The following is a 25,268-nucleotide window of genomic DNA, read 5'->3' on the forward strand; positions in this document are numbered from 1 at the left end:
AATGGTAATCATGTTCATTCACGTCATGCAAATCACTCCCGCACTCGCTGCCGGGGGTGGCTGCTCGAGCGTCACACCAGGGCCCGCAGTCCCGAGGGCACTCTGGCTAGGGGATCCGGGATTGATACTGGAGGAATGGCCACAGATACCGTCGACCAGGAGATGGTGCGGATGACACCCGGGCTTGGCGGCATGGTGGTCTCCGCCGTCGGCTACCGCATCGCCGGGGTGCGGGAGGGGCTGCACCGGGGGCTGCCGTCTCCGTATCTGACGCTGATCTTCTCCCTGGACGGACCCGTCACCGCCGGGCTGACGCCGGAGCAGGCGCGCGGCCCGGACGCCTTCCGCACGGACATCGTGGTGGGTGGGCTGCGACAGGCTCCGGCGTACGTGGCCCAGCCCGAGCGGGAGTCGGGCGTGCAACTGGCCGTGCACCCGCTCGCTGCGCGGGCGCTGTTCGGGATGCCCGCGGCGGAGCTGACCGGGCACGCCGTCGCCGAGGGCACCGAGGTGCTCGGCCGGGCCGGTGCCGAAGTGCACGAGCGACTGCGCGAGCAGGACCGGTGGGAAGAGCGCTTCGCCACGCTGACCGACTTCCTGCGCAGGCAGGTGGCCCGGGCCCCGGACACACCGGGCGTGCGGGACGAGGTCGCCGAGGCGTGGGCCTGGCTTGCCCGGCACCACGGCGCGGGCACCCTCCAGGGGCTCGCCGCCCACGTCGCGCTCAGTGAACGCCGCCTGACCACGCTCTTTCGCGCGGAGACCGGGCTCACCCCCAAGCAGGCCGCCCGGCTGATGCGCTTCGACAGAGCGAAAGCGCAGGTCGTAGCGGCCGTGTCCGCGCACGACCGGCCCGACCTGGCCCGGGTGGCCGCCGACTGCGGCTACTACGACCACTCCCACCTGGTGCGCGACTTCCGCCAGTACACCGGTGTGAACCCCACCGCCTGGCTGGCCGAGGAGTGCCGGAATATCCAAGCCGGCGGCCACCGCTACGGCTCAGAGTGGGACACATGAACGCAACCGAGAAGAAGACGCGCGAGCCCAGCGTCTGGCCCACCCTCCAGGCCCACGACGCCCCCGCACTGATCGATTTCCTGGTGGACACCGTGGGCTTCACGCGCACGGCCGTGTACGAGGACGCCGGCACTGTCGCGCACGCCCAGCTCAACTGGCCGGAAGGCGGCGGAATCATGCTCGGCACGTACAAGCCGGACTCCGCGTGGTGCGTGCCGCCCGGTTCCTTCGGCGCGTACGTCGTCACCGACCGGGTCGACGAGCTCTACGAGCGGCTCGCCGCTGCCGGTGCGAAGGTGATCCGTCCCATCGAGAACCAGGCATACGGAAGCCGCGAGTTCGCAATCGAGGACCCAGAGGGCAACAATTGGTCCTTCGGCACCTACCGCGGCGAGCCCCGCCCGTAGGTCCGCTCCAGCCGCTGCGAGCACATGTTGCAGGCGGCTGCACGCATCCTGTCCGGCGGTCGGTCGCGCGCCCGGAAAGCGCCCCAATACACTTAGGGTCGCCTAACTCCTTGAGTACCAGGTTTCAGACCGTCTTCGTCATGTCGAAATGGATGCGATGTCAGCTGCCACGATCAGCACCCCGCGCGGCGCTCTGGTCGGCCGGCGCGTCGGCTGGACGGCCGCGGCCGTCATAGCACTGCTGCTTGCGGTGCTGCTCAGCCTTGCGGTCGGCGCCCGCCAGATTGCCCCGGGGGAAGTCTTCGACGCCCTTTGGCACGGTGGAACGAGTGACGCCGCCGAGGTCGTACGGTCCCTGCGGGTGCCCAGGACCCTCGTCGGCCTGATGGTCGGCGCGGCGCTCGCTGTTGCGGGCACCGTGATGCAGGGCATCACCCGCAATCCCATCGCCGATCCCGGTGTGCTGGGGATCAGTCAGGGCGCGGCGGCCGGTGTGGTGCTGGCCATCGCGATCGCCGGGGTGCACACCCTCACCGGCTATGTGTGGTTCGCCTTCGCCGGAGCCGGGATCGCGTCGGTGGCGTTGTACGCCATCGCGTCGAGCGGCCGCGGCGGGGCGAGTCCGGTGAAACTGGCGCTGGCCGGTGCCGCCGTCAACGCGCTGCTGATCGCCGTGATCCAGGGGATGCTGACGACGGACGCGGCCACCTTGGACGAGTTCCGTTTCTGGCAGGTCGGGTCGATCGCCGGGCGGGATGCCCACATGGCGGGCCAGATCTGGCCGTTCCTCGTCGTCGGCGCGGTGCTGGCGCTGTCGGTGGCGCGGGGGCTGGATGCCCTGGCGCTGGGAGAGGACGTCGCCAAGGGGCTCGGACACAACGTGGGGACCGTACGGATCGTGGGTGGTGTCGGCGCGACGGTGCTCACCGGCGTCGGGGTGTCGGCCGCCGGTCCGATCGCCTTCGTGGGGCTCGCGGTGCCCCATATCGCGCGCGCCCTGGTGGGCAGCGACCACCGCTGGACGCTGCCCATGGCGGCGCTGCTCGGGCCGGTCATGCTGCTGGTGTCGGATGTGATCGGACGGGTCGTCTTCCCGCCGGGCGAAGTGCCCGCGGGGGTGATGACGGCGCTGATCGGTGTGCCGTTCCTGATCGTCCTGGTCCGCCGCAAGGCGGTGAGCTCATGACGGCCGCTGCCACGGAGCGCCCCGCGGCGGTGCGCGTACGCCCGGCCGGCTATGCGCTCGTGCGGAAGGGGCGCGGCTCCTTCCTCGTCCACCGGCGTGCGGCCGTGGTCGCGGTGGCGCTCGCGCTGCTGACGGCCGCCGTGTGCGTCGCCTACCTCTGCCTCGGCGAGACCGATGTCGCGCCGGGCGAGGTCCTGAACATCCTGGCGGGGCAGCCGTCCGGGGCCGAACTCGTGGTGAATGAGCTGCGGCTGCCGCGGATGGTGCTGGGGTTGCTGGTCGGGGCGGCCTTCGGGGTGGGCGGTGCGCTGATCCAGACCGTGGCCCGCAATCCGCTCGCCAGCCCCGACATCATCGGGGTGTCCCAGGGCGCGAGTGCCCTGACCATCGGCGCGCTCACGTTCGGCGTCTCGTCGTTCGGCGTCCTGCCGTATGTGTCGGTCGCGGGCGGGGTGCTCGCCGCCGTGCTCGTCTACCTCTTCGCCTGGCGCGGCGGGCTGCACGCCGGACGGTTCGTCCTCATCGGCATCGGCATCGCCATCGCGCTGCGGTCGATCGTCCACCTGTTCATCACCAAGGGCGACTACCTGTTGGCCCAGCAGGCACAGGTATGGCTGACCGGTTCGCTCAACGGGCGGGGCTGGGACGAGGCCGCCCCGCTGGGGTGGACGCTGCTCGCCATGGTGCCCTGTGTGATCTGGGCGGCGCGGGCGCAGCGCAATGTGGCGCTCGACGACGACACCGCCACGGCGCTGGGGGTACCGCTCCAGCGCACCCGGCTCGGGCTGGCGCTGCTGGGCGTGTTCCTCGCGTCGATCGCGACCGGTGCGGCCGGGCCGGTGGACTTCGTGGCGCTGCTCGCGCCGCAGATCGCCCGCCGCCTGACGCGCACGGCGCAGATCCCGCTGTTGAGTTCGGCGCTGCTCGGTGCGTTCATCGTGGTGGCCGCCGACCTGCCGGCGCGTCTGCTGTTCGCACCGGTGGAACTGCCCGTGGGCGTACTGACCGCGGCCATCGGCGCCCCGTATCTGATCTGGCTCATCGTGAAAGACCGCAGCATCCGCAGCCGTACTGGAGGAAAAGCGTGACCGACAGCAGGCTCACAGCCCACGGCCTGACCCTGGCCTACGAGGCGCGTACGGTCGTCGAGGACCTCGATCTGGAGGTCCCGCACGGTCAGGTCACCGTCATCGTCGGCCCCAACGCGTGCGGCAAGTCCACGCTCCTGCGCGCGCTCGGACGGCTGCTCAAGCCCAGGCACGGTTCGGTGCTGCTGGACGGCAAGGACCTGGACCGCATCCCCACCCGTACGATCGCGCGGTCCATCGGGCTGCTGCCGCAGACGCCGGTGGCGCCGGAGGCGATCACGGTCGCCGATCTGGTCTCGCGCGGGCGCCAGCCGCATCAGCGGTGGTGGCAGCAGTGGTCGGAGGAGGACGAGCGCGCGGTCACCGGCGCCATGGAGCGTACGGACGTGACGCAGCTCGCCGAGCGGGCGGTGGACGAGTTGTCGGGCGGTCAGCGGCAGCGGGTGTGGATCGCGATGGCGCTCGCCCAGGAGACGGATCTGCTGCTGCTCGACGAGCCGACGACGTATCTGGACATCTCGCACCAGGTCGAGGTGCTGGACCTGGTACGGCAGCTCAACCACGAGCGCGGCCGGACGGTCGTCGCGGTGCTGCACGATCTCAACCAGGCGGCGCGGTACGCGGATCACCTGGTGGCGATGAAGGCGGGGCGCATCGTCGCACAGGGCCGTCCCTCGCAGGTCGTCACCGCGGATCTGGTGCGGGACGTCTTCGGCCTCGACTCGGTCGTCGTGCCCGACCCGGTGACCGGCGGCCCGCTGGTCGTTCCCGGCCGGCCCTGGCAGGCGGAAGGCGGTGGCGCGGATTCCGCGGCGGCGGACACGCCGGTCGCGGCGGGTACGTCCGCGGCGGAGTCCGGCTGACCCGTATCCATGAACGCCGTGTCCGTGAACGCCGCGTCCGGCCGGGCCCCTTGGAGTGCCCGGCCGGCACGGACACCGAGTTGTGATCCGGACGAGCTTGTCCACCGTTCCGCATAAGGTTAGCTTTACCTAAGTTAGCCCGTCTGCTTCGCTCTCGTCCCCGTACCGGAAAGGTCCCCAGATGTCCCGCTCCTTCAACCGCCGCGCCGCAGCCGTCGCTGCCGTCGCCGCGCTCGCCGTCACCGCCACCGCCTGCGGGGGTGGCAAGGACGACGCCAGAACGGAGCCCACGGGGGGCAAGCACACCGTCAAGACGGCCATGGGCGACGTCGAGGTGTCCAACCATCCCAAGCGGGTGGTGGTCCTGGACACCGACGCCCTCGACTCGGCCATCACCCTCGGCGTCAAGCCGGTCGGCGCGGTCCAGGCGGAGGCCGGTGCGCCGCTGTCCACGTACCTGCCCGCGGACAAGCTGGCGGGCATCAAGAAGGTCGGTCTCATCGGCGAGCCCAACCTGGAGGCGATCTACGGGCTGAAGCCGGATCTGATCCTGAGCAGCAAGGCGCGCGACGAGAAGAACTACCAGGCGCTCTCGAAGATCGCCCCGACCGTTTTCACCAACACCACCGGCCCCGCCTGGCGCGGGAACTTCGAACTGCACGCCGACGCGTTGGGCAAGAAGGACCAGGTCAAGAACGTCGTCGCGGACTACGAGAAGCATGTCGCGAAGGTGACCGAGGCCCTCGGCGGCCCCGAGAAGGCCAAGCAGACCAAGGTCGGCTTCGTCCGGTTCGTCGAGGGTGCGGACACCCGCCTCTACAAGAACGACACGTTCATCGGCAGCATCTTCAAGGACCTGAAGGTCGGCCGCCCGGCCAACGTGGACGGCAACGGCTTCTCCCTGGACATCAGCCCGGAGAAGACCGACGAGGCCAACGCCGATGTCATCTTCCACTCCACCTACGGTGACCCGGAGAAGGCCAAGGAGACCGCCACCACCGGCGGGAGCATGTGGAAGAAGCTGGACGCGGTGAAGAACAAGAAGGTCTACGCGGTCAACGACAGCCTGTGGATGCTCGGCATCGGCTACACCGGCGCCAACAAGGTCCTCGACGAGATGGCGCAGAAGCTCCGCTGACGGCCCGGCGACCGGCCATCGGCCGACGCGACCGCACCACCACCGCACCACAACGCCGGCGGCCCGACACGCACTTCGTGTCGGGCCGCCGGCGTCTGTGCACGGTCCGGTGCGGCGCCTACAGCCGCTCGAAGCCGCGGACCCGCTCCCAGTCGGTCACCGCCGACTCGAAGGCGGCCAGCTCCGTGCGGGCGGCCTGGGCGTAGTGGGCGACCACCGATGCGCCAAAGACCTTGGCGGCGATCTCGCTGTTCTCCCAGCGGTGCAGCGCCTCGGTGAGAGTGCTGGGCAGCCGCGGCACCGACGGGTCGTCCAGGGCGTTGGCGGCGTGCGGTTCCGGCAGCGGGAGACGGTTCTCGATGCCGTACAGGCCGGCGGCGACCGCGGCGGCGGTGGCGAGGTACGGGTTGGCGTCGCCGCCGGGTACCCGGTGCTCGATGCGCATCGAGTGCCCCGAGCCGACGACGCGGACCGGGCAGGTGCGGTTGTCCCGGCCCCAGGTGATGCCGATGGGCGCGAAACCGCCCGGCTGGAGGCGCTTGTAGGAGTTGATGTTCGGCGCCATCAGCAGCGCGAAGTCGGCCAGGCAGGCCAGCTGTCCCGCCACGAAGTGGCGCATCAGCTCGGACATGCCGTCGTCCGCGGCCGGGTCGGCCAGTACGGCCGAGCCGTCGGTGCCGCGCAGCGACAGGTGGATGTGGCAGGAATTGCCCTCGCCCTCGTCGAACTTGGGCATGAAGGTGAGCGCGACGCCCTCCTGGGCGGCGATCTGCTTGGCGCCGTTCTTGAAGAAGACGTGGTTGTCGCAGGTGGCCATCGCCTCGTCGTAACGGAAGACGATCTCGTACTGGCCGGCATGGCACTCGGCGCGCGCGGTCTCCATGGTGAGCCCGGCCCGCACCATCTCCCGGCGGATACGGCGCACCACCGGCTCGATCTCGGCGAGACCCTGGAGCGAGTAGTCGACGTTGTAGGCGGTGGCTGTCTCCAGACCGTGGTAGCGCCGGTCCCATGCCTGGCGGTAGGTCTCGCGGAAGACCAGGAACTCCAGCTCGGTGCCGGCGAACGCGGCCAGTCCGCGCTCGGCCAGCCGGTCCAGCTGCGTGCGCAGCACCTGGCGCGGCGCCACCTCGACCGCCCGGCCGTCCGGCCAGACCGCATCGGCGAGTACGAGGGCGCTGCCCTCGTCCCACGGCAGGGTGCGCAGGGTCGCCGGGTCGGGGCGCAGCACGAAGTCGCCGAAGCCGCTCTGCCAGGCGTCGATGGCATAGCCGGGGCCGGTGTTCATCTCGACGTCGGAGGCGAGGAGGTAGAGGCAGGCGCCGAAGCCGCGCTCGGCCGCCTCGTCGAGGAAGTACGGCACGGACAGCCGGCTTCCCTGGAGCCGCCCCTGGAGGTCCGGGACGCTGACGATCACGTCCTCCAGTCTTCCGGCGTCGGCCTCGGCGCGCAGTCGTGCGTACGGCGAGGTGGTCATATCTGCTCCTGGGGGTCCTGCGCGGGGGCGGTTGCGGTGGCGAGGGGGTTGGTGAGGGTGCCGTGGACGACGTCGAAGCCCTCGTCCTTCTCGGCGCGGTCGTGGAAGCCGCCGCCGAGCAGCTGCTCCCGGTTGAGCGCCACCCGGTCGAACTCGGGCGCGAGCAGCCCGAACTCCCCGAAGCGGTCGGCCAGTTCGGGGAAGCGGGCGTGGTAGCGCTCGATCTCGGCGCGGACCAGGCTCCAGAACTCGTCCTCCGGTACGCCGAGGTGCTCGGCGGTCAGCGGGGCGAAGAACCGGAAGTGCCCGGCGAAGACGGCGCTGAGGAGGGAGTGCGCCAGCTCGCCGGCGGGCCAGCGCAGCAGCAGCGCGTCGGCGCGCTCGGACAGTCCGGCGTACTCGGGGTGCTCGCCGGGCAGCAGGTTGACGTCCTCGGCGAAGTCCTTCACGGCGATGCCGATCGGGGTGTCGGAGGCGTCGTAGAGGACGACGGTGTTCTCGCCGTGCGGGCAGTACGCCGTGCCGTACCGGTAGAGGTAGTGCAGCAGGCCGGGCAGCAGGGCCGAGAAGAAGCGCGCCAGCCAGGCCCGCGGGGCGAGTCCGGAGCGCTCGACCAGTTCGGCGGCCAGGGCCCGGCCGTCCGAGCCGACCTTGAGCAGCGCGGCCATGGTGCGGGCCCGTTCGCCCTCGCCCAGCAGCGTCGCGACCGGCTCGCGCCAGACGGCACCGAGGAGTTCGTGGTAGCGGTACGGGGCGTCCTTGACGGACTCGTACAGCGGGTGGCGCACGGCCACGCCCGCCACCTCGCCCAGCGGGTGGAAGCGCAGCTCGTCCCGCAGGTATGGGTCCGCGTCGCGGACGGCGTGCAGCCAGGCGCTGACGTCCGGCGCCGCCTCGGTCGGCCTGGTGGACAGACCGCGCCAGACGAGGGTGTTGCGGATGTACAGCGGCACCTTCACATTGCGGCGGTGCGGATGGTCGAGGTTGGCCAGCGTGCGGATGGACTGCAGCGGCCGGTAGCGGTCGGGGCCCTCGCCGAGCAGCACGATCCGGCCGTCGGCGAGGTAGGGGGCGAAGAGGGGGGCGACGGCCTCGTCCCAGTGGAAGGGGTGCACCGGCAGCCAGTGGAAGTCGGCGGTGGGTTGACCGGTTTCGGCGCAGGTCTCCTGGAGGACGGCCGCGAACTGCTTGCGGGTGTCCTCGTCCAGTTCCTCGGACAGCAGGGTGTCCTCGTCCAGGCCGGCCACGCCGGAGTAGGAGGCGAGGCTGCTGTGGACGGCGGCCCACAGCAGGTGCACCGTCCCGGCCGCCTCGGGGGCGTAGGCGGCGGCGTCGGAGGCGGAGAAGCCGAGCCGTCCCTTGTTGAGGAGCATGCAGGGGTGACCGTCCTGGTGGCCTTCGAGGTCGAGGTGGTCCAGGTCGGCGAGGGCGGCGGCGGGCAGGGCGCGGGCGATGACCTCGGCCTCGGCCCGCCGGGTGGCGGTCAGTTCGCGCAGGACCTCGGCCGTGGTGGGGCCGTCCCAGCCCAGGACCGGGCGGGCGTCGAGCAGCAGTCGCTCGGGGCCGCTCTCGCCGTCCCCGGGCGCGGGGTGCCGCCGCAGGGTGCCGGGCACCAGCCGCCAGGTGCCGAAGGTGCCGCGGCTCGCCCGGAACGTCCAGTGGACGCCGTCGGTGAAGTCCAGCCGGTAGGCGTCGGGGGCGTCGGCCGAGGTGTCGGGCTCGGGGCCGAGCAGCTCCTCGTAGGCGAACTCCTCCACGGCCTTGGCGAGCAGCCGTCGGCCCGCCTGCGCCCAGGCGTCTCGTGTGGTGCGGTTCATCGGTGGTTCTCCTCGGAGTGCGCGGTGGCGGCGGTGGCGGCGGTCAGGGGGCGGTCGTCGGCCTGCGCGGGCCGGTACGTCCCGCGCCGGATCTGCGAGGGCACGGCGGGCCTGCCCGTGGCCTCCGGTGGGCCCGCAGGCGGCGTGAGTGGTGCCGTGCCGCCGCTCCGCGGGCTGCGCAGGGACACCACGGCGGCAACGGCCTGAACGGCCGCGGCGACGGCCAGCGGGAGTGCGAGGTCGTACGAGACGGCCGCCGTGGCGGCGATCGGTGCGGCCAGCAGACCGGCGGACCGGGCGGTCTCCACGACCGTGAACGCCGGGCCCCGCGTCCCCGTCGCGCGGAACATGCGCAGTTCGACGGCGACCTGCCCCATCCCCAGGCCGACGCCGAAGAGCAGGCGCCCGCCGACCAGTCCGGGCAGCGAGCCGGCCAGCCAGCTCCAGGCCAGCCCGGCCGCGCCCACCGCCAGGGACAGCGGCAGCAGCCGCTCGCCGAGCAGGTCGTGGCAGCGGCGTACGACGGCCAGCGCGGCCAGCGCGGCCAGGCTCGGCAGGAAGAACAGCACCGCGCCGCCGACCGAGCCGCTGCCCAGGCCCTCGGCGAACTCGGTGAAGAACGGACGCGCCACGTTGACCGAGAAGTCGAACGCGACGCCGATCAGCGCGACGTAGGCCAGCACCATGAGCCACGGCAGACGGCCCGTGCGGGGTGCGGTGGCGCCGTCCTTCCGGGCGCCTGCGGCCTTGTCCTCCCGGATGTCCGGGCGCTTGCCCAGGATGCGGTAGGTGAGCCAGGCCAGCAGGGTGTCCAGCACCGCGAACGCCGAGATGCCGACGCGGGGTTCCGGCAGGGCGAGGACACCGGCGCCCACCATCGTGGAGACGACCACCGACAGATGGAAGACGATCACGAGCGAGCAGATACCGGTGAGCCGCGCCCGGGTGCCGTCCTCGGACGACTCGTCGCCGTGCTCCGCGATGAACGCCGGATAGGCCAGCAGGAGTGCGCTGTTGGTCGTGACGATCAAGGTGGACAGGGCCAGGTACGCCGGGTAGCTGGGGGCCATGCCCAGGAGCAGGTCGAGGACGGCGGAGCCGCACAGCCCGGTCAGCACGAGTCGGTGCAGGGACCAGCGCCGGGCCGCCAGTCCCCACAGCGGGAGGGCGAGGAGGCCGGCGATCCGGCAGATCCAGAGGTACAGCCCGGTCGCCTCGGGGTCGTCGATCCCGTACAGCCGCTCGAAGAGCTGCGGCAGGAACGGCGTCAGCGCGGTCTCGGCGACCAGGTGGAGGCCGATGACCGAGAGGAGCACCGACTTGGCGCGGCGCGCCGATCCGTCGCGGACCGGCGCGCCGCTCTTCGTCTCCGCGGCCGTCATCGCGGTATCTCCGCCGGGGCGGGGACGGCGGCGGGCGCCTGGGCCGGGACGGGTGCCGGCTCCTGCGGTGCGCCGAAGGTGGTGTACGCCTGCCGGGGGGCGAGGGGCAGGAGGGTGCGCCCGGCGGCGGCGTTGAGGATGGTCGCGGCGCGCCAGGCCCCCAGGGTGAGGTCGGGGGCGCCCACACCGTGCGTGTGCATCTCGGCGTTCTGGACGTACAGCGTGCCCGAGACCCGGGGGTCGAGCGCGACCCGGTAGTCGCCGTCGACCTGGTAGCGGCCCCTGTCGTCCCAGTCGACCAGGTCGGCCATCGACTCCAGGAAGGCGGGGCGGGAGGCGGCGTAGCCGGTGGCGGAGACCACGGCCGAGGTGCGGATCTCGAAGAGTTCGTCCTGCTGCCGGCTGCGGCAGGTGAGCCGGTATCCGTCGCCGTCGGCCTCGGCCGCGACGACCTCCACGGCCGGGTGCAGCGCGGCGCGCGGCTCGCCGCCGCCGATGGTGCGCTCGTACATCTCGTCGTAGATCTCGCCCAGCGTCTCCTCGCTGACGCCCTTGTAGAGCTGCCACTGCTCGGCCGTCAGCCGCTCGCGCGTGGCTTCGGGCAGGCCGCGGAAGTAGCGGATGTAGTCCGGGGTGAAGTGCTCCAGGCCGATCTTGGAGTACTCCATGGGCGCGAACGCGGTGGTCCGGGCGAGCCAGCGCACATACGGGCCGCCGTTGCCCTCGCCGTCCTGGTGGCGCAGCAGGTCCAGCGCGACCTCGGCGCCGGACTGGCCCGCGCCGATGACGGTGACGTCGTCGGCCGCGGCGAGGCGGGCGCGGTGGGTGCGGTAGTCGGCGCTGTGCAGGACGCGGCCGGCGTGGGCGTCGGTCAGCAGTGGGCGCAGCGGCTCGGGCACGACAGGGTCGGTACCGACACCGAGGACGACCTGGCGGGCCAGGACGCGGGTCTGCGCACCGGACGCGGAGCGGTACGTGACGGCGAAGGCGTCCGCCGTCTCGTCCCACTCCAGCGCCTTGACGGCCGCGTCGAAGCGGCAGGAGGGCAGCCGCTCGGCGACCCAGCGGCAGTAGTGGTCGTACTCGCGGCGCGGGATGTGGAAGCGCTCGGAGAAGAAGAACTTGAACATCCGGTCGTGGGCACGGAGGTAGTTCAGGTACGACCAGGGGCTGGTCGGGTCGGCCATGGTGACCAGGTCGGCGAGGAACGGCACCTGCAGGGTGGTGCCTTCCATCAGCAGGCCGGGGTGCCAGGAGAACGCCGGCTTGGCGTCCAGGAAGAGCGAACGGAAGCCGGGCGCGCCGTCGGCCAGCGCGGCGAGCGACAGGTTGAACGGGCCTATGCCGACACCGACCAGGTCGTAGGGGGTGTGGTGGTCGGGGGAAGTCGAGGGCGCGGTCACCGCTGTGCCTCCGTAAGGGGGTTGGGGAGATCGATGTAGACGGACTGGGTGTGAACGTCGCCGACCAGTTCGTCGAGTCCGTCCACGCAGGTGAGGTAGTTGCCCTTGCAGCGCAGCACGGGCGCGTCGAGCAGCAGGTCGAGCAGGCCCCTGGCGGCGGGCTCGGCCGTGCGCAGCCGCTGCAACACCCCACGCAGGACGCGCAGTTGGTCGCCCTCGTCGGCCAGACCGAGGGCGCCGAACGCGCCGATGAGCCCCAGCAGGTTGTTGATGCCCAGGTAGTAGGCGACGCGTTCGTCGACGAAGGCGTCCTCGAAGACCAGGTCGACGCCGTCGGTCGCACCGGGCAGCAGCCGTTCGATGGCGGCGGTGCGGGACTCGGCCAGGTAGTAGCCCTGACTGTCCCGGTACCAGCCCGCGCAGGGCAGCCCGTTGGCGTCGAGGGCGACGAGGGTGTTCTGGTGGTGCGGCTCCAGGGCGATGCCGTACCGGGCCTGGAGGCGGATCAGGGGTACGGCGAGGACGTCGAGATAGCGCTCCAGCCAGCGCGCCGACGCCTCGGCGGTGGAGACGCCGAGCGCACCCGCGGCGCGCTCGACCGCCGCGCACAGCAGGGCGCGGTGGCGGGGCGGTGTGCCGTCGCCGGGACCGGTCCGCTCGGCCAGCAGGCCGGCCACGCACAGACCCTCGGGCCGGCCGTGTCCACCGCCCCGGAAGGGGTTGTCGCGGATCGCGGTCTCCAGACCGGTCTCCGGGCCGTCCGCACCGGCCGAGATCCAGGCGAAGTCGCGCAGGATGCCGAACTCGGGGTGCTCGGCGCGCAGCCAGTCGGCGGGGCCGGCGGCCAGGAGCTGGGCGGCGCGGACGCCGAGCCGCAGCTCGCTGCGCAGGTTGTTGCGGCGGGAGTTGGTGATCCGCATGCCCAGGGACAGCTTCAGCATCACCTCCGCGTCCGGCCGCTGGACGGTCCGTACGGAGGACGTGGGGTACCAGTCGGGCCCGGCCGCGCCGAGCGGGCGCAGCAGCCCGGCATCGACGAGGGCGGCGACCTCCGGGCGGCCCAGCACCTCGCGGGCCTGCCAGGGGTGCGCGGGCAGCGGCACCATGCCTTCGGGCAGGCCGAGCCCGGAGGCAAGGGGGCGCAGCAGCTCGGCGACCGGCCGGCCGGCCGCACTCTCGCCGACCACGATCTCGGGGTGGGCGGCGAACCAGTGCAGCGGGAAGGAGCCACGCAACTCGGGTGAGTACGCCGCCAGTTCCGCGTCCGACGCCTCCTCGCGGCTCTTGGGCGCCGGGTGGAAGGGGTGTCCCAGCAGCAGGGCCTGCTCGCTGTCGAGGAACGGCGTCGGGCCCTGGGCGTCGGGGGACTCGGCGCGCCGCCGCTCGATGTGGGCGGCGGTGCGCCGCGCGGAGTTGAGCACCCGCGCGGCCGCGTCCGCGCCGTGGTGCGGCGGTGCGCCGCGGCCCAGGGTGGTCTCGCGGATCAGCGCCGCAGCCACCAGCGAGGCGTCGGCGGGCAGGCCGCTGCCGTCGCCGGCGGCGGCCAGGCGGGGCGCTCCGAAGCGGTGCCAGCCGGTGGCCGACCGGTACCGGACGGGCACCGACAGGGTCAGCTGACTGGCCGGCAGGTCCAGCTGCAGCGCCTGGCCGGCGGCGGGCACATCGGCGCCGGTCTCGCGTACGTAGGCACGCAGCAGCGTCTCCATCGCCGCCGCGTCGCCCGCGCGCAGGGCGTCGGCGTCGTCGAGCGGGTCGGGGCCGGCGGCGGGCTCGGGCAGGGCCGGGGCCATGTCCGTGTCCGTGTGGCGGGCTTCGACGGGGTGGTTCACCGCTCCTCCTCGGCCCGGCCCGCCGCCACGACCGCGTCCAGCAGCCGCTGGACCTCGTCGGTGGTGGTGTGCGGGTTGAGCAGGGTGAGCTTGAGACGTACCCGGCCCGGTCCCTCGCCCGGCAGCTCGGTGCGGCCGACGACCGCCCGCCCCTCGCGCAGCAGCCTGCGCCGCAGTGCCGCGTTGATCCGGTCGATGTGCTCCGGGTCGGTGTGCTCGGGGTTCTCCGGCAGGTAGCGGAACAGGAACGCCGTCAGGACGGGGTCGGCGTGCAGTTCCAGCCGCGGATGGGCACGGACCGCCGCCGCGCCGGAGTGCGCCAACTCGTGGCAGGCGTCCACCAGACGGCCCAGGCCCTCTCGGCCCAGCGTCCGCAGCGTGACGGCGATCTTGAAGGCGTCGGCCCGGCGGGTGGTGCGCAGCGAGAGGCCGAGCAGGCTCGGGTAGCCGGCCTCCTCGTCGTCCTGCGGGTTGAGGTAGACCGCCCGCCGGGCCAGCGACGCGTAGGTCTCCGCCCGCCTGACGAGGAAGATGCCCGCCGCGACCGGCTGCCAGCCCAGCTTGTGCCAGTCCAGCGACACCGAGTCGGCCAGTGCGATCCCGCCCAGCAGCGGGGCGAGCCGGTCGGACAGCAGCGCGCCGCCGCCGTACGCGGCGTCCACGTGGAGCCAGGCACCGTACTGGGCGGCCAGCGACGCACAGGTGCGCAGCGGGTCGACGGCCCCGGTGTCGGTGGTGCCGGCGGTGGCCACGATCGCCACCGGCAGGTCGCCCTCCGCGACGCAGGCGCTCAGGGCCGCGGCCAGCGCCCTGGGCTTCATGCGCAGCCGGTCGTCCACGGGGACGGGGACGACCGCGTCCTCACCGAGGCCCAGCAGGGCCGCCGACCGCTGCACCGAGAAGTGCGCGGCGGCGGAGGTGAAGATCCGCGGCCGGGGGCCGCCGCCCGGTACCCCGCTCAGCTCGATCTGGCGCCCGGTCTCCCGGCCGAGCACACGGTCGCGGGCGAGCATCAGGCCCATCAGGTTGGACTCGGTGCCGCCCGAGGTGAGGACACCGGCCGCCTCGGCCGGGTCGTAGCCGACAAGCTGCGCCAACTCCCCCAGCAGCAGCGTCTCCAGGGCGGTGGCGGCGGGTGCCTGGTCCCAGGAGTCCTGGGAGGGGTTGAGCGCGGAGACGGCGAGGTCGGCGGCGACGGCGACGGCCAGCGGCGGGCAGTGCAGATGCGCCGCGCAGGCCGGGTCGGCCGGGTCGGCGCTGCCGTGCGCGAGGACGTCGGTGAGCCTGCGCAGGGCATCGTCGCCGTCCGCCTCGGCGAACACCCGGGCGACGTCGGCGGCCAGTTCCGCGGGCGTCCCGGCGGCCAACGGTCCGCCGCGCCGTCCGGTCCCTTCGGCGAGGGCGGCGAGGACGGTGCGCAGCAGCGGGGTGAGCGCGCCGGGGCCGCCCGTGCCCCCGGACAGCGCGGTGTGCGGGGCGCCGGGCGATGCCGGAGCGGCCTCGCGCAGCAGTCCGGCCATCTCCTCGTCCAGCGCGTCGGCCGGCGGGGCGGCCGGTTCGGGGACGAGCCGCAGACCGTGCCGCTCCTCCGCGCCGCCGGCGACCGCGGATTCCCCGCCGGTCACGGGCAGTTCATGCACCTTGCCCGTCATGCTCCCGCCCCCGCTCCCGCGATCTGAGTGGCCGTCACCGCGGCGAGGGCGTCGGTCAGCCGGTCCAGTACGGCCTCGACCTGCTCGTCGGTGATGATCAGCGGCGGCAGCAGCCGCACCGTGGAGTCGAAGCGGCCGCCGAGTTCGACGATCAGGCCGCGCTCCAGGCACGCGTCACGGACCTGCGCGGCCAGCTGCGGGGCGAACGGCCGGGCGCCGCACGCGTCCGGCTCGGCCTCGGCGTCGACCAGCTCGACGCCGATCATCAGGCCGCGGCCGCGGACGTCGCCGATCACCGGCAGCTCGGAGCGCAGCGCGGTCAGCCGCTCGGCCATCCGGGCACCGACGGCCGCGGCCCGCTCGACCAGGCCCTCGCGGGAGACGTACCGCAGCGTGGCGGTTCCGGTCGCCATGGCGAGGGTGTTGCCGCGGAAGGTGCCGGTGTGCGCGCCGGGCAGCCAGCCGTTGTAGTCCTCGTGGTAGACGATGACCGCCAGCGGCAGGCTGCCGCCGATCGCCTTGGACATCACCATCGCGTCCGGCACGATCCCGCTGTGCTCCACGGCCCAGAAGGCGCCGGTGCGGCCGACGCCGGTCTGCACCTCGTCGACGATCAGCGGAATCTCGCGCTCGGCGGTGATCCGCCGCATCTCGCGCAGCCAGGCGTCCGGGGCGGGCACCGCGCCGCCCTCGCCCTGCACCGCTTCCAGGATCATCGCCGCGGGCGGCACCACTCCCCCGTTGGGATCGTCCAGCAGCCGCTCGACGTAGTCGGCCGAGATCTGCGCACCGCGCTCGCCGCCGACGCCGAACGGGCAGCGGTAGCTGTACGGGTAGGGAAGCCGGGTCACGTCCGCGGCGATCCCGGGCACCGGCGTCTTCGTCCCGACACCGCCGGAGGCGGCCAGCGCGCCCGCGGTCATGCCGTGGTACGCGCCGGTGAAGCCCAGTACGCCACGGCGGCCGGTGGCGGTCTGCATCAGCTTGAGCGCGGCCTCCACGGCGTCGGTTCCGGCCGGCCCGCAGAAGTGGATACGCGCCTTGTCGGCGAAGTCACCGGGCAGGGTGGCGAACAGCGCCTCGGTGAACTCGTCCTTCTCCGGGGTGGCCAGGTCCAGGACGTGGAGCGGGGCTCCGCTGCTGACGGTCCGCTGGATGGCCTCCAGCACGACGGGGTGGTTGTGGCCGAGCGCGAGCGTGCCGGCGCCGGAGAGGCAGTCGAGGTAGCGGCGGCCGTCGGTGTCCTCGATCGTCATGCCCTGGGCGCGGGCCGGGACGATGGGGAACGAGCGGGCGTAGGTACGGGCGGCGGATTCGCGTCCGCGCTGGCGCTCCAGGATGGCCGCTCCGCTGGGTGCGGTCCGCTGTGCCGCGGCGGGCAGGTCGGTGGGCTGCAGGGTCATGAGGACTGGCTCCAAGGAGGGGGACAGAGGCGGGGATGACCGCACCGGTGGGGTGGAAGGAGGCATTGCGCGATGGCGGTACCGCCACGGGGACGGGCCGCGGCGGCCGGGGGCTCGTTCAGAGCATCAGTCGTTCGGCGACCGGGTGCCCGAGGAAGCCGTGCATGGCGAACTCCCAGCCGTAGGAGCCCGCGTTGGGGAAGACGACCAGGTCGCCGGCGCGCACCCGGTCCACCTTCACGTCGCGCAGCAGGGTGTCCTCGGGGGTGCACAGTTCACCGACGACGGTCACCCGGGTGTCCTCGGCGGCGGGACGGGGGCAGCCCTCGGGCCAGTTCTCGACGGGCAGGACCGCGACGTTGTGCACGATGTCCCAGGAGGTGGGCAGCTGGAAGTGGTTGATGCCGCCACGGAGCACGACGAACGACTCGCCGTACGACGCCTTCACGTCGGTCACCTCGGCTGCGTACCAGCCGCAGTCGGTGACCAGGAAGCGGCCGGGCTCCAGCACGACCTTGACGCCGTCGGGGACCTCCACCTGCGCGGCCAGTTCCCCGAAGCGGACCACGTCGAAGGGCTTCTCCCCGATCTCGAAGGCGACACCGATACCGCCGCCGATGTCGACATGGCGCAGGTCGATCCCGTTCTCACGGGCGGTCCGCACGCTCCACTCCACGCACCAGCGCAGATACGCGGCATGGGAGTCGGCGTCGAGGTTGTTGGAGGCGGCGTGGATGTGGAAGCCGACCAGATCCAGGCCGGGCAGCTGAACCGCCGCGCGCAGCACACCGGGCACATCCGGCTCCGCCACCCCGAACTGGGAGGGCACACCACCCATGTGCAGCGAGCCGGTGACCGGGATCGTCTGCGGGTTGACGCGCAGCGCCACCTTGGCGCGGACGCCCTCCGCGACGGCGATCCGGCTGATCCGGTGCAGTTCGAGCAGGCTCTCGGCGTTGATCGCCTCGACCCCGGCCCGGACGAGGGCGGTCAGGACGGGGACGGACTTCGCGGGTCCCGCGGCGACCACGGGGGCGGTGGCGCCCTCGTCGACCGGCTTGGCAGACAGGGCGAGTTCGAGCTCCGAGCGGGAGGCGACCTCGAACCCGTCGACATACGGCGCCAGAGCCGCGACGACTCCGGGGAAGGAGTTCGCCTTCACGGCGTAGTAGACGGCCGCCCACTCGGGAAGGGCGCCGCGCAGCTCCCGCGCACGTTCGGCGGCGACGTCTCCGTCGTACACATACGTGGAAACCGGCGTCGCGGACTGCGCCAGTTCCAGAAGACGGCCGCGAACCCTCTCCGGGACCACGTTCACGGGGTAGACGGATCGCGGGGCTGCGGACGGCGGCAACTCAATGGACACGGTTATGCCTCAGGTCGGGGGCGGGTATGGCGGGTACAGGGAAGGAGATTCGTTTTCCGGGCAGGACCTGGGAGCAGGAGAGGACTTCAGCCACGGCCGAGCGGGCGCACGATCGCCACGTGGGGCCGCCATCCCGGATACGGCTCCGTCCGGCCGACGGGCTCGAAGCCGTACTTGGCGTAGGTGGCGAGCATGACGTCGTTGCCCTCGGACACGAATGCCGCTGCGCGCTCCTCCGGGCGCCGCGCGAGGAACGCCTCGAAGAGCGTGTGCCCGATGTGTGAGCGCCGCCATCGGTGACGCACCAGCAACTCGCACACCCCGACCGTGCGTCCGGGGTACTCGCGGGTGAACTCCGCACCGGGATCCGGCACCAGGCCGTCCCACCAGAGGGAGTCCGGCGGCAGCGTGTACCCGTAGATGAAGCCGGCCACCTCATCGCCGTGCAGAGCCGCCGTCAGCCCGAAGCCGGGGCGCTCGGCATGCCGCAGCAGCCGGTCCGAGACGGGCGGATCGCGATGGTCGCTGAGCCCCAGCGCGTCCGCGTACACGTCCTCGTAGGCGGTTGCCCACCGCCCGACGGTCGAGGTGACGGCTGTGCCGTCGTAATGCTCGATCACAAGCTCGGCCGACGCCATCGCTGGCGTCGGCGCGGTCGACTTGCTCGAACGCGTCACAAGTACTCCCAGAGGTACACAACTGCCCGGCGGCCGCACAGCTTCGAACACTTAGGCCAGCCTAACCTAATGGCTCATGCTCAAGGCACCAAGACTGCATGCACCGCACACACACCGGCGTCCGCGACCTGGCAGCTCGGCGCCCTCGCCGCGCTGCTCCGGCCTCAGCCCGGGACCCTGACCCTGACCGGGCCGGTCGTACGCCACCCCGTCAAAGGCCCGGGCGAGGAGGTCCGCACCGACGTCGCGCTGCGCTCGACGCCCCGGCCGGACGGGGCGTTCTCGGCGTCCTTCTGCCTATGGGCCGGCTCTCGTGACGACGGCGCCAACGGCTCTGCCGTCACGTACGGATCACGCCTGGCCGCGAACCTGGTCCCCCGCCCCGTTGCTGGACCAAGCCCGGCGCGACATAAGGCGGCATGCGGACCGGATTCGCGCCGGAGACGCTGACGGGCGGCCGGCGAGCCGTGCTCGCCCATGTCGACTTCACAGGTACACCCCGGGTGGGCCGGTACGGCGTCGACCTGGGCGTCATGGAACGGCTCGCACTGCCGCCGCTCAGGGCAGCGGCGACGGAACCGGTTCCCGGGACGCTCGTGCTGATCGACGAGCTCGGGCGTATGGAGCTGGCGTGCACCGCGTTCCAGGACACCGTCCGGCGCCTGTTCGAGACCGAGATCGACATCGTCGCCACGGTCCACGCGAAGAGTGCCCCGTTCACCGACGCTCTGAAGCGGCGTGCCGGCGTCGAACTCGTCCAGGTGACCCGAGCGAACCGGGATGCCCTTCCCGAGACTCTGGCAGCCCGGTGGGAAAGCCCGTGACAACCGTCGACCAACACCGTGACATGGCGGTGTCGTGGCGGGCGAGGGTGGCCGGCTACGGACTCAACAGCCCCAGCTTGCGGTGGAGGCGGCGCAGAGGAGGTGGCGCCCACCAGTTCGCCCGCCCGGCAAGTCTCATCAGGGCCGGTACGAGCACGCCGCGCACCAGCGTGGCATCCAGCAGCACGGCCAGGGCCAGGCCCACGCCCAGCAGCTTCAGGAAGGTGATCCCCGACGTGGCCAGCGCGAGCATGACGACGGCGACGAGGACGGCCGCGGCGCTGACCAGGCGTCCCGTGCGCTCCAACCCGGCGGCGACGGCCTGGGTGTTGTCACCGGTCTCGGTGTACACCTCCTTGATCCGTGAGAGCAGGAACACCTCGTAGTCCATGGAAAGTCCGAACGCGACGCAGAACATCAGTACCGGAATGGAGATATCCACCGAGCCGGTGACCGTGAAGTCACCGACCAGAGACCGTAGATGGCCTTCCTGGAAGACGTACACCATCGCGCCGAAGGTCGCGGTCAGGCTGAGCAGGTTGAGCAGTACGGCCTTGAACGGGACCAGCACACTGCCGGTGAACAGGAACAGCAGCACCACCGTCGTGGCACCGATGATCAGCGCTGCCGCGGGCAGCCGGGCGGCGAGCGCGTCACGTGTGTCCGCGAGTTCCGCACCCTCGCCTCCGACGAGCACCGGGCCCGGTGCGCTGTCCGCCCGCAACCGCTCCGCCAGTTCGACGCCGGCGGAGGAGTCCGGCTCGACCGAGGGCACCACGGACAGCCAGCCGGCATCGCCCGCGGCGAAGGAGGGCGCGGACGCGGCCACCACCTGCCGTCCTGCAGCGTAGGAGCCGGTGACGGTGTCCACCCGTGCCACGTCCGGCAGAGTCGACAGGCGGGCGGCGTAGGCGGCGATCCGCTCGCGGTCGGCGGAGCCACTGACGGTGGGCAGTACCACGGACAGGGCGGAAGTCTCGCGACTGGAGAACTCCTCCTCCACGAACTGTGCCGTACGGTGCGCGGGCGCGCCGGCGGGCAGGACCCGGACGTCAATGACGCCGAAGGAGATCCGGGTGAACGGCAGGCCGAGCAGCACCAGCAAGGTGATCACTCCAGCCGCACACAGCACCGGTCGCCGCATGACGGCAGTGGCGAGCCGGTGCCAGAATCCGCCGGTCGCGGTCGCGGTCCCGGCGGCCGGCCCGGCCAACGTGTCGTCGGCGGCGCCTGGTTGCGGTCCGCGGCGGAACAGCCGCCGCACGTCCCACGCGTCGATCCGTGGGCCGAGCAGGCCGAGCACCGCGGGCAGTACCACCAGGGCCGCGAGGGCCGAGAGCGCCACCACTGCCACGCCCGCGTAGGCGAAGGAGCGCAGGAAGTACAGCGGGAAGAGCAGCAGAGCCGACAGCGAGAGCGCCACCGTCAGCGCGGAGAACAGCACGGTGCGCCCGGCCGTGCGGACGCTCTGCGCCACCGCCTCAGCGGTGTCCAGGCCACGCGCCCGCTCCTCCCGGTAACGGGTGACGATGAACAGGCTGTAGTCGATGGCCAGACCCAGGCCCAGCGCGGTGGTGATGTTGATGGCGTACACGGACACCGAGGTCAGCTCGGACAGGACCCTCAGTACGACGAACGTGCCCAGGATGGAACACACGCCGATGAGCAGGGGCAGAACGGCCGCCACCGCACTGCCGAACACAAAGAGCAGGATCACCAGCATGACCGGGGCCGCGTACGCCTCGGCCCGGAAGAGATCCTGGTCGCTCTGCTTCTGGACTTCCACATACACCTGCGCGGTCCCGGTCGCAGAGAGCCTCAGCACCCCCTGACGGCCGGTGAAACGGGGGACCAGTTCCTTCGCGTTGTCCCGTACCCGGTCCTCGTCGCCTGCCAGCCGCAGGAGCACCAGCGCCGAGCGCCCGTCACGGGCCCTCAGCGGCGACGCCAACGCGTGCGGGGTCGTCCAATACGACGCGACCGACAGCACGCCCGGCTCTTGGGCGAGCCGGCGACTGAGGTCTCGACCGGCGGTCGCGGCCCGCGGGTCATCGACCGAACCTGAGGTGCGGGCCAGTAACACCAGATTGGGCGCACCCGATCCGAAGCGGTCGGCGAGGAACTTCTCGGCCCTCGACGACTCCGCCGCGGGGTCGATGAAGCCACCGCCGGACAGCCGGTCGGAGACACCTCCGCCGATCGGGACGGCGGCTGCCACGGCCAGCAGCACGGCAACCAGTACGAGTACGCGGCGCCGGACCAGGAGGCGTCCGAGAGCGGCGAGCCGGGAACGGTCGGCCCGCTTCCCGAGCCCGGGTCCGGGGGGCGGGCTTCCGGCGGTGGTGGTGCTGGTGGCGTTGGACACGGTGAAGTCCTGTGAGTCCAAGTCCTGTGGGTCCAAGTCCTGTGAGTCCACTGGAAGTTCGGCTCCCTTCACGCGGTCGGACGACACCCAGGCACAGAACTGTGAAGGCTACGGCCAGGCCGTATCGCTCGGACGGAGGCAGAGACCGGCGCGGCAGCTCGGCCAGCAGGGGGCGCTCGGCGCCGCGGCCCGCGTGGGACGGAGTGGACGGCCTCGGCCCTGCACCCGCCGCCGAATGCGGCGGTCCGTCACGTCCCCACTTCACCACACAGACGGGAGCATCGCCATCGAGCGGTGCCTGTCGCGCGCCAGGCAGGGGCGGGAGGAACCCTGTCGCCCTGTCGTTCTTCGCTTCCCAGGCGGGGTGCGTCCCGTGCCCCCCTGCTTGTCACCGAGACTGGCCCAGTCGGGTGGCTGTCTGAGAGATGTCTGAGACATGCCTGAGAAGGGATCGTGAGACCCGAGCAGGCACGTCCAGGTGGGACGCTCATCTCCGCAGCAGACTTCACGCCCAGCAACGTGACAACGCCGTCCGATGCGCTCATTCCCCCGCAAACACCAGGACGGTGTTGTGCCCGCCGAAGCCGAAGGAGTTGCTCACGGAGGCGTTGATGGCCGCGGCTCGGGGAGCCTGGGTGACGATGTCCAGTTCCCAGTCGGGGTCTTGGCGGTGGAGGTTGGCGGTGGGGGGCATGAGCTGGTGTTGCTGGGTGAGGACGGTCAGGGCCGCCTCGATGGCACCGGCCGCTCCGAGAGAGTGGCCCAGAATGCTCTTCGGTGCGGTGACGGGGGGCGGCGCCGGGCCGAAGATGCGATGCAGGGCACGTGCCTCGGCCGTGTCGCCGACCGGGGTGGAGGTGCCGTGGGCATTGACATGCCCGATGTCGCGGGAATCGAGGCCCGACTCCTTCAACGCCGTACGCAGAGCCTGTTCGACGCCGATGCCCTCAGGATGCGGGATCACCGGATGGTAGCCATCGCAGGTGCAGGCATGTCCGCAGAGGAGTGCACGCTGGTCGGCACCGCGACGCAGGGCGTGTTGCGGGCGCTCAAGGACGAGGACCGCAGCGCCCTCCGCGAGGACGAAGCCGTCGCGGTCGACGTCGAACGGGCGTGAAGCGAGTCGAGGAGCGTCGGTGCGCTGTGAGAGGGCGTGCATCTGGTGGAAACCCGTGACGGTCATCCGCGAGAGTCCGGACTCGGCGCCGCCCGCGAGAGCGATGTCGCAGGCGCCCGAGGTGACCATGCTGGCGGCGACCGCCAGTGCGGTGGCACCGGAGGCACACGCGCTGGCAACAGTGAAGTTCGGGCCGCGGGCCCCCAGGGCGATGGCGACCTCGGCGGCAGCCATGTTCGGAACGCTGCGCGGCAGCGCGAGGGGGGAAACCAGTTCCGGGTGGCCTTGGCCCAGGAGTTCGAACTCGCGGAAGTAGGTGTTCATGCTGTTGCCACCGACGCCGAGGACGACGGCCACGCGGGGAGCGTTCCAGGCACCCGGTTCGAGTTTGGCGTCCCTGACTGCCTGCTGGGCCGCGGCGAGAGCGAGGTGGGTGAAGCGGTCCAGGCGTCGGGCCAGCCGCCTGCCGTGAACGGCGTCGGCGTCGAACCCGTCGACCCGGCAGGTGATGTCCACGGGGAGCCCGGCCAGGTCGGGATCGGTGCGAGCCATGCTTTGTCCCTGGCACACCGTGGCCCAGGTGGCTTCCGTGGTGAGTCCGCCGGGGGTGATCATCCCTATGCCGGTGACAGCAGCCTTGCATCGCATGTCCGCTCCCTTCGGTAGGGCGTGGCGACGTGGCGGAGCGGCGGGTCTCCAATGCTCGATCAGGGCGGCAGGAGCTGTCCGACAACCTCAAGGATCCGGTCAACCTGCTGCGGGGTGTGCCCGGCCGTGACCGAAAGGCGGAGGACGAGCCGGTCCCCCGCCACGCTGGGAGGCAGAAATGCCCCTGTATAGACACCCGCTTCGAGCAATGCCCGCCATGTCTTCAGGCCGTCTTCCAAGGTCTTCAGCCCCTGTTCGGGCTTCCCCGCCGGCAGCGCGACCGCAGGGCCCGGCCAGGACGGCACACGGTGTCCTTGCTGCGCCAGGCCGCGGTGCAGACGTCGGGCCGACTCCCACAATGCGGCGCGGAGCTCGGGCCGGGCGCGAGCCGTCCGTACTGCCGCCAACGCGGCGGCCGCGGACGCAGGTGCCATCGATGCCGAATACATCGCCGCATTTCCGAGGTGGCGCAGGCTGCGGATGGCCTTCACGGAGCCCGCGACGAACCCGCCGACGGAGCCGAACGCCTTGCAGAGGGTACCGGTGACGAGGTCGATCCCCTCCTCCACGTCGAAGTGCTCGCCGACGCCTCGCCCGTTGGTTCCGAGCACACCGATGTCGTGCGCACCGTCGATGATCAGGCCGCCGCCGTAACGCTTGACGAGTGCGGCGAGTTCCGGAACCGGGCAGAGGTCTCCGCCGAGGGAGAACGCGCCCTCGGTGACAATGACGGGGACCTTTCCCTTGTCGGCAGAGATCCGCATCAGCCTTTCGGCATGGGCGACGTCATTGTGACCGAACCGGCGGCACTCGGCTCGTCCGAGGCGGACGGATTCCAGCAGGGAGGCGTGGATGTGCTGGTCCGCGATCACCATGTGACCGGTGTCGAAAAGGGAGGAGAGAGTCAGGTTGGCCTGGAATCCCGTTACGGTCAGCATGACCGCGGGGCGGCGGAGAAAGTCGGCCAGCTCCTCTTCCAGCTCATGATGGAGTCCGACAGTGCCGAGCATCGGAGATCCGGTCCAGCAGGTGCCGTACTTGGCGGCGGCATGTGAGGCCGCCGCGCGCACGCCGGAGTCGGCGGTGAGCCCGAGGTAATCCGTCGAGGCCGCGTTGACCGCGCGTATGCCGTCGACGACGACCTCGCCCGGCGTCGGCCGGTCCTCGATGACGTGGTAGTAGGGATAGATGTCGCGACGCGAGGTGAACTCGTCGAGCAAGGGAGCATCAGCGATCCAGCCAGTCATGGTCATCCTGTCGATAGGGTTCGACACCTCTTCACGGACCGGGGGGTCGCCCGCAGTCCACGAATGCGGTGAAGAAACTTCCTACTGGGACACAGACTGTGAACTCCGAAATTTCCATGGAGTCTGTCACTACAGCCACTGCGCCGCGCAGAACACGGCTCGGATGACACGTCGCCGTTCCTTTTCTCACTGAATGCCGAGCGGTAAGCGGCGCACTCACACTCCGACAATACCTGTCCCGCGACCGTCGAGCCAGCCGCTCACGTTCGACTCGGCGCCCGGAGGGCTGAGAGCGTCTGCTCGATCAGCCGGCCGCGGCGCTTCCTCACGCGCTCCCGAATGACCGGGTGTTCAGGATGCGA

The 25,268-nt window shown here is 71.7% G+C and carries 19 protein-coding genes; 7 read left to right on the plus strand and 12 right to left on the minus strand.

Annotation, left to right across the window (positions count from 1 at the left end; all coding sequences use genetic code 11):
- The first annotated feature begins 135 nt into the window (after positions 1-135).
- The 6 genes from ACRAS8_RS06435 to ACRAS8_RS06460 all read left to right on the plus strand — a co-directional run bounded on the left by ACRAS8_RS06435 (position 136) and on the right by ACRAS8_RS06460 (position 5,699).
- The gene (locus tag ACRAS8_RS06435; RefSeq protein ID WP_438484814.1) at positions 136-1,017 is read left to right on the plus strand and encodes a helix-turn-helix domain-containing protein; all 882 of its coding nucleotides are present in this window, start codon (positions 136-138) and stop codon (positions 1,015-1,017) included.
- Positions 1,014-1,424: a VOC family protein gene (locus tag ACRAS8_RS06440; protein ID WP_438484815.1), complete on the plus strand. Its 411-nt coding sequence runs from the start codon at positions 1,014-1,016 to the stop codon at positions 1,422-1,424. The genes ACRAS8_RS06435 and ACRAS8_RS06440 overlap by 4 nt, the downstream gene beginning before the upstream one ends.
- A gap of 157 nt (positions 1,425-1,581) precedes the next feature.
- Positions 1,582-2,610, plus strand: a complete 1,029-nt coding sequence (locus ACRAS8_RS06445; protein WP_438484816.1) for a FecCD family ABC transporter permease — start codon at positions 1,582-1,584, stop codon at positions 2,608-2,610.
- Positions 2,607-3,698 (plus strand): FecCD family ABC transporter permease, encoded by a 1,092-nt coding sequence (locus tag ACRAS8_RS06450; protein ID WP_438484817.1) that lies wholly within the window; start codon positions 2,607-2,609, stop codon positions 3,696-3,698. The genes ACRAS8_RS06445 and ACRAS8_RS06450 overlap by 4 nt, the downstream gene beginning before the upstream one ends.
- A complete protein-coding gene (locus tag ACRAS8_RS06455) occupies positions 3,695-4,561 on the plus strand; it encodes an ABC transporter ATP-binding protein (RefSeq protein ID WP_438484818.1) in 867 nt (288 codons plus the stop codon). Before ACRAS8_RS06450 ends, ACRAS8_RS06455 begins: the two co-directional genes overlap by 4 nt.
- A gap of 181 nt (positions 4,562-4,742) precedes the next feature.
- A complete protein-coding gene (locus ACRAS8_RS06460) occupies positions 4,743-5,699 on the plus strand; it encodes an ABC transporter substrate-binding protein (RefSeq protein ID WP_438484819.1) in 957 nt (318 codons plus the stop codon).
- A 118-nt stretch (positions 5,700-5,817) separates the two neighbouring features.
- On the opposite strand, the gene ACRAS8_RS06465 is transcribed toward ACRAS8_RS06460, so the two are convergent.
- The 9 genes from ACRAS8_RS06465 to ACRAS8_RS06505 all read right to left on the minus strand — a co-directional run bounded on the left by ACRAS8_RS06465 (position 5,818) and on the right by ACRAS8_RS06505 (position 18,705).
- A complete protein-coding gene (locus ACRAS8_RS06465) occupies positions 5,818-7,176 on the minus strand; it encodes a glutamine synthetase family protein (protein ID WP_438484820.1) in 1,359 nt (452 codons plus the stop codon).
- Positions 7,173-8,993, minus strand: a complete 1,821-nt coding sequence (locus tag ACRAS8_RS06470; RefSeq protein WP_438484821.1) for an IucA/IucC family protein — start codon at positions 8,991-8,993, stop codon at positions 7,173-7,175. Before ACRAS8_RS06470 ends, ACRAS8_RS06465 begins: the two co-directional genes overlap by 4 nt.
- Entirely contained in the window at positions 8,990-10,375 is a 1,386-nt protein-coding gene (locus ACRAS8_RS06475; RefSeq protein ID WP_438484822.1) for an MFS transporter, read from the minus strand. The genes ACRAS8_RS06470 and ACRAS8_RS06475 overlap by 4 nt, the downstream gene beginning before the upstream one ends.
- Positions 10,372-11,778: a lysine N(6)-hydroxylase/L-ornithine N(5)-oxygenase family protein gene (locus ACRAS8_RS06480; protein WP_438484823.1), complete on the minus strand. Its 1,407-nt coding sequence runs from the start codon at positions 11,776-11,778 to the stop codon at positions 10,372-10,374. Before ACRAS8_RS06480 ends, ACRAS8_RS06475 begins: the two co-directional genes overlap by 4 nt.
- The gene (locus ACRAS8_RS06485) at positions 11,775-13,607 is read right to left on the minus strand and encodes an IucA/IucC family protein (protein ID WP_438484824.1); all 1,833 of its coding nucleotides are present in this window, start codon (positions 13,605-13,607) and stop codon (positions 11,775-11,777) included. Before ACRAS8_RS06485 ends, ACRAS8_RS06480 begins: the two co-directional genes overlap by 4 nt.
- A complete protein-coding gene (locus tag ACRAS8_RS06490) occupies positions 13,604-15,127 on the minus strand; it encodes a pyridoxal phosphate-dependent decarboxylase family protein (protein ID WP_438490360.1) in 1,524 nt (507 codons plus the stop codon). The genes ACRAS8_RS06485 and ACRAS8_RS06490 overlap by 4 nt, the downstream gene beginning before the upstream one ends.
- A gap of 128 nt (positions 15,128-15,255) precedes the next feature.
- On the minus strand, positions 15,256-16,662 hold the full coding sequence (locus ACRAS8_RS06495) for a diaminobutyrate--2-oxoglutarate transaminase (RefSeq protein ID WP_438484825.1): 1,407 nt from the start codon (positions 16,660-16,662) through the stop codon (positions 15,256-15,258).
- 118 nt (positions 16,663-16,780) lie between these two features.
- Positions 16,781-17,980, minus strand: coding sequence for an alanine racemase (locus tag ACRAS8_RS06500; RefSeq protein ID WP_438484826.1), 1,200 nt, complete (start codon positions 17,978-17,980; stop codon positions 16,781-16,783).
- A gap of 134 nt (positions 17,981-18,114) precedes the next feature.
- Positions 18,115-18,705 (minus strand): GNAT family N-acetyltransferase, encoded by a 591-nt coding sequence (locus tag ACRAS8_RS06505; RefSeq protein WP_438484827.1) that lies wholly within the window; start codon positions 18,703-18,705, stop codon positions 18,115-18,117.
- 419 nt (positions 18,706-19,124) lie between these two features.
- On the opposite strand from ACRAS8_RS06505, the gene ACRAS8_RS06510 reads away from it, so the two are divergent.
- Complete coding sequence (locus ACRAS8_RS06510; RefSeq protein ID WP_438484828.1) at positions 19,125-19,529, plus strand: nucleoside-triphosphatase; 405 nt, start codon at positions 19,125-19,127, stop codon at positions 19,527-19,529.
- 55 nt (positions 19,530-19,584) lie between these two features.
- Here the strand turns inward: ACRAS8_RS06510 and ACRAS8_RS06515 are convergent, their stop codons facing one another.
- The 3 genes from ACRAS8_RS06515 to ACRAS8_RS06525 form a co-directional block, all read right to left on the minus strand.
- A complete protein-coding gene (locus tag ACRAS8_RS06515; RefSeq protein WP_438484829.1) occupies positions 19,585-21,894 on the minus strand; it encodes an MMPL family transporter in 2,310 nt (769 codons plus the stop codon).
- A gap of 541 nt (positions 21,895-22,435) precedes the next feature.
- Positions 22,436-23,659, minus strand: a complete 1,224-nt coding sequence (locus ACRAS8_RS06520; protein WP_438484830.1) for a beta-ketoacyl-[acyl-carrier-protein] synthase family protein — start codon at positions 23,657-23,659, stop codon at positions 22,436-22,438.
- A gap of 59 nt (positions 23,660-23,718) precedes the next feature.
- A complete protein-coding gene (locus tag ACRAS8_RS06525) occupies positions 23,719-24,906 on the minus strand; it encodes an aminotransferase class I/II-fold pyridoxal phosphate-dependent enzyme (RefSeq protein WP_438484831.1) in 1,188 nt (395 codons plus the stop codon).
- Positions 24,907-25,268 lie beyond the last annotated feature (362 nt).

Origin of the sequence: Streptomyces sp. S186 (genome assembly GCF_051603415.1) — a bacterium.
Classification (GTDB): domain Bacteria; phylum Actinomycetota; class Actinomycetes; order Streptomycetales; family Streptomycetaceae; genus Streptomyces.

Coding starts and splice junctions, on each gene's coding strand:
- ACRAS8_RS06435 (WP_438484814.1), top strand. CDS start 136: ATGGCCACAGATACCGTCGACCAGGAGATGGTGCGGATGACACCCGGG.
- ACRAS8_RS06440 (WP_438484815.1), top strand. CDS start 1,014: ATGAACGCAACCGAGAAGAAGACGCGCGAGCCCAGCGTCTGGCCCACC.
- ACRAS8_RS06445 (WP_438484816.1), top strand. CDS start 1,582: ATGTCAGCTGCCACGATCAGCACCCCGCGCGGCGCTCTGGTCGGCCGG.
- ACRAS8_RS06450 (WP_438484817.1), top strand. CDS start 2,607: ATGACGGCCGCTGCCACGGAGCGCCCCGCGGCGGTGCGCGTACGCCCG.
- ACRAS8_RS06460 (WP_438484819.1), top strand. CDS start 4,743: ATGTCCCGCTCCTTCAACCGCCGCGCCGCAGCCGTCGCTGCCGTCGCC.
- ACRAS8_RS06465 (WP_438484820.1), bottom strand. CDS start 7,176: ATGACCACCTCGCCGTACGCACGACTGCGCGCCGAGGCCGACGCCGGA.
- ACRAS8_RS06470 (WP_438484821.1), bottom strand. CDS start 8,993: ATGAACCGCACCACACGAGACGCCTGGGCGCAGGCGGGCCGACGGCTG.
- ACRAS8_RS06475 (WP_438484822.1), bottom strand. CDS start 10,375: ATGACGGCCGCGGAGACGAAGAGCGGCGCGCCGGTCCGCGACGGATCG.
- ACRAS8_RS06490 (WP_438490360.1), bottom strand. CDS start 15,127: ATGGCCGGACTGCTGCGCGAGGCCGCTCCGGCATCGCCCGGCGCCCCG.
- ACRAS8_RS06495 (WP_438484825.1), bottom strand. CDS start 16,662: ATGACCCTGCAGCCCACCGACCTGCCCGCCGCGGCACAGCGGACCGCA.
- ACRAS8_RS06510 (WP_438484828.1), top strand. CDS start 19,125: ATGCGGACCGGATTCGCGCCGGAGACGCTGACGGGCGGCCGGCGAGCC.
- ACRAS8_RS06520 (WP_438484830.1), bottom strand. CDS start 23,659: ATGCGATGCAAGGCTGCTGTCACCGGCATAGGGATGATCACCCCCGGC.
- ACRAS8_RS06525 (WP_438484831.1), bottom strand. CDS start 24,906: ATGACTGGCTGGATCGCTGATGCTCCCTTGCTCGACGAGTTCACCTCG.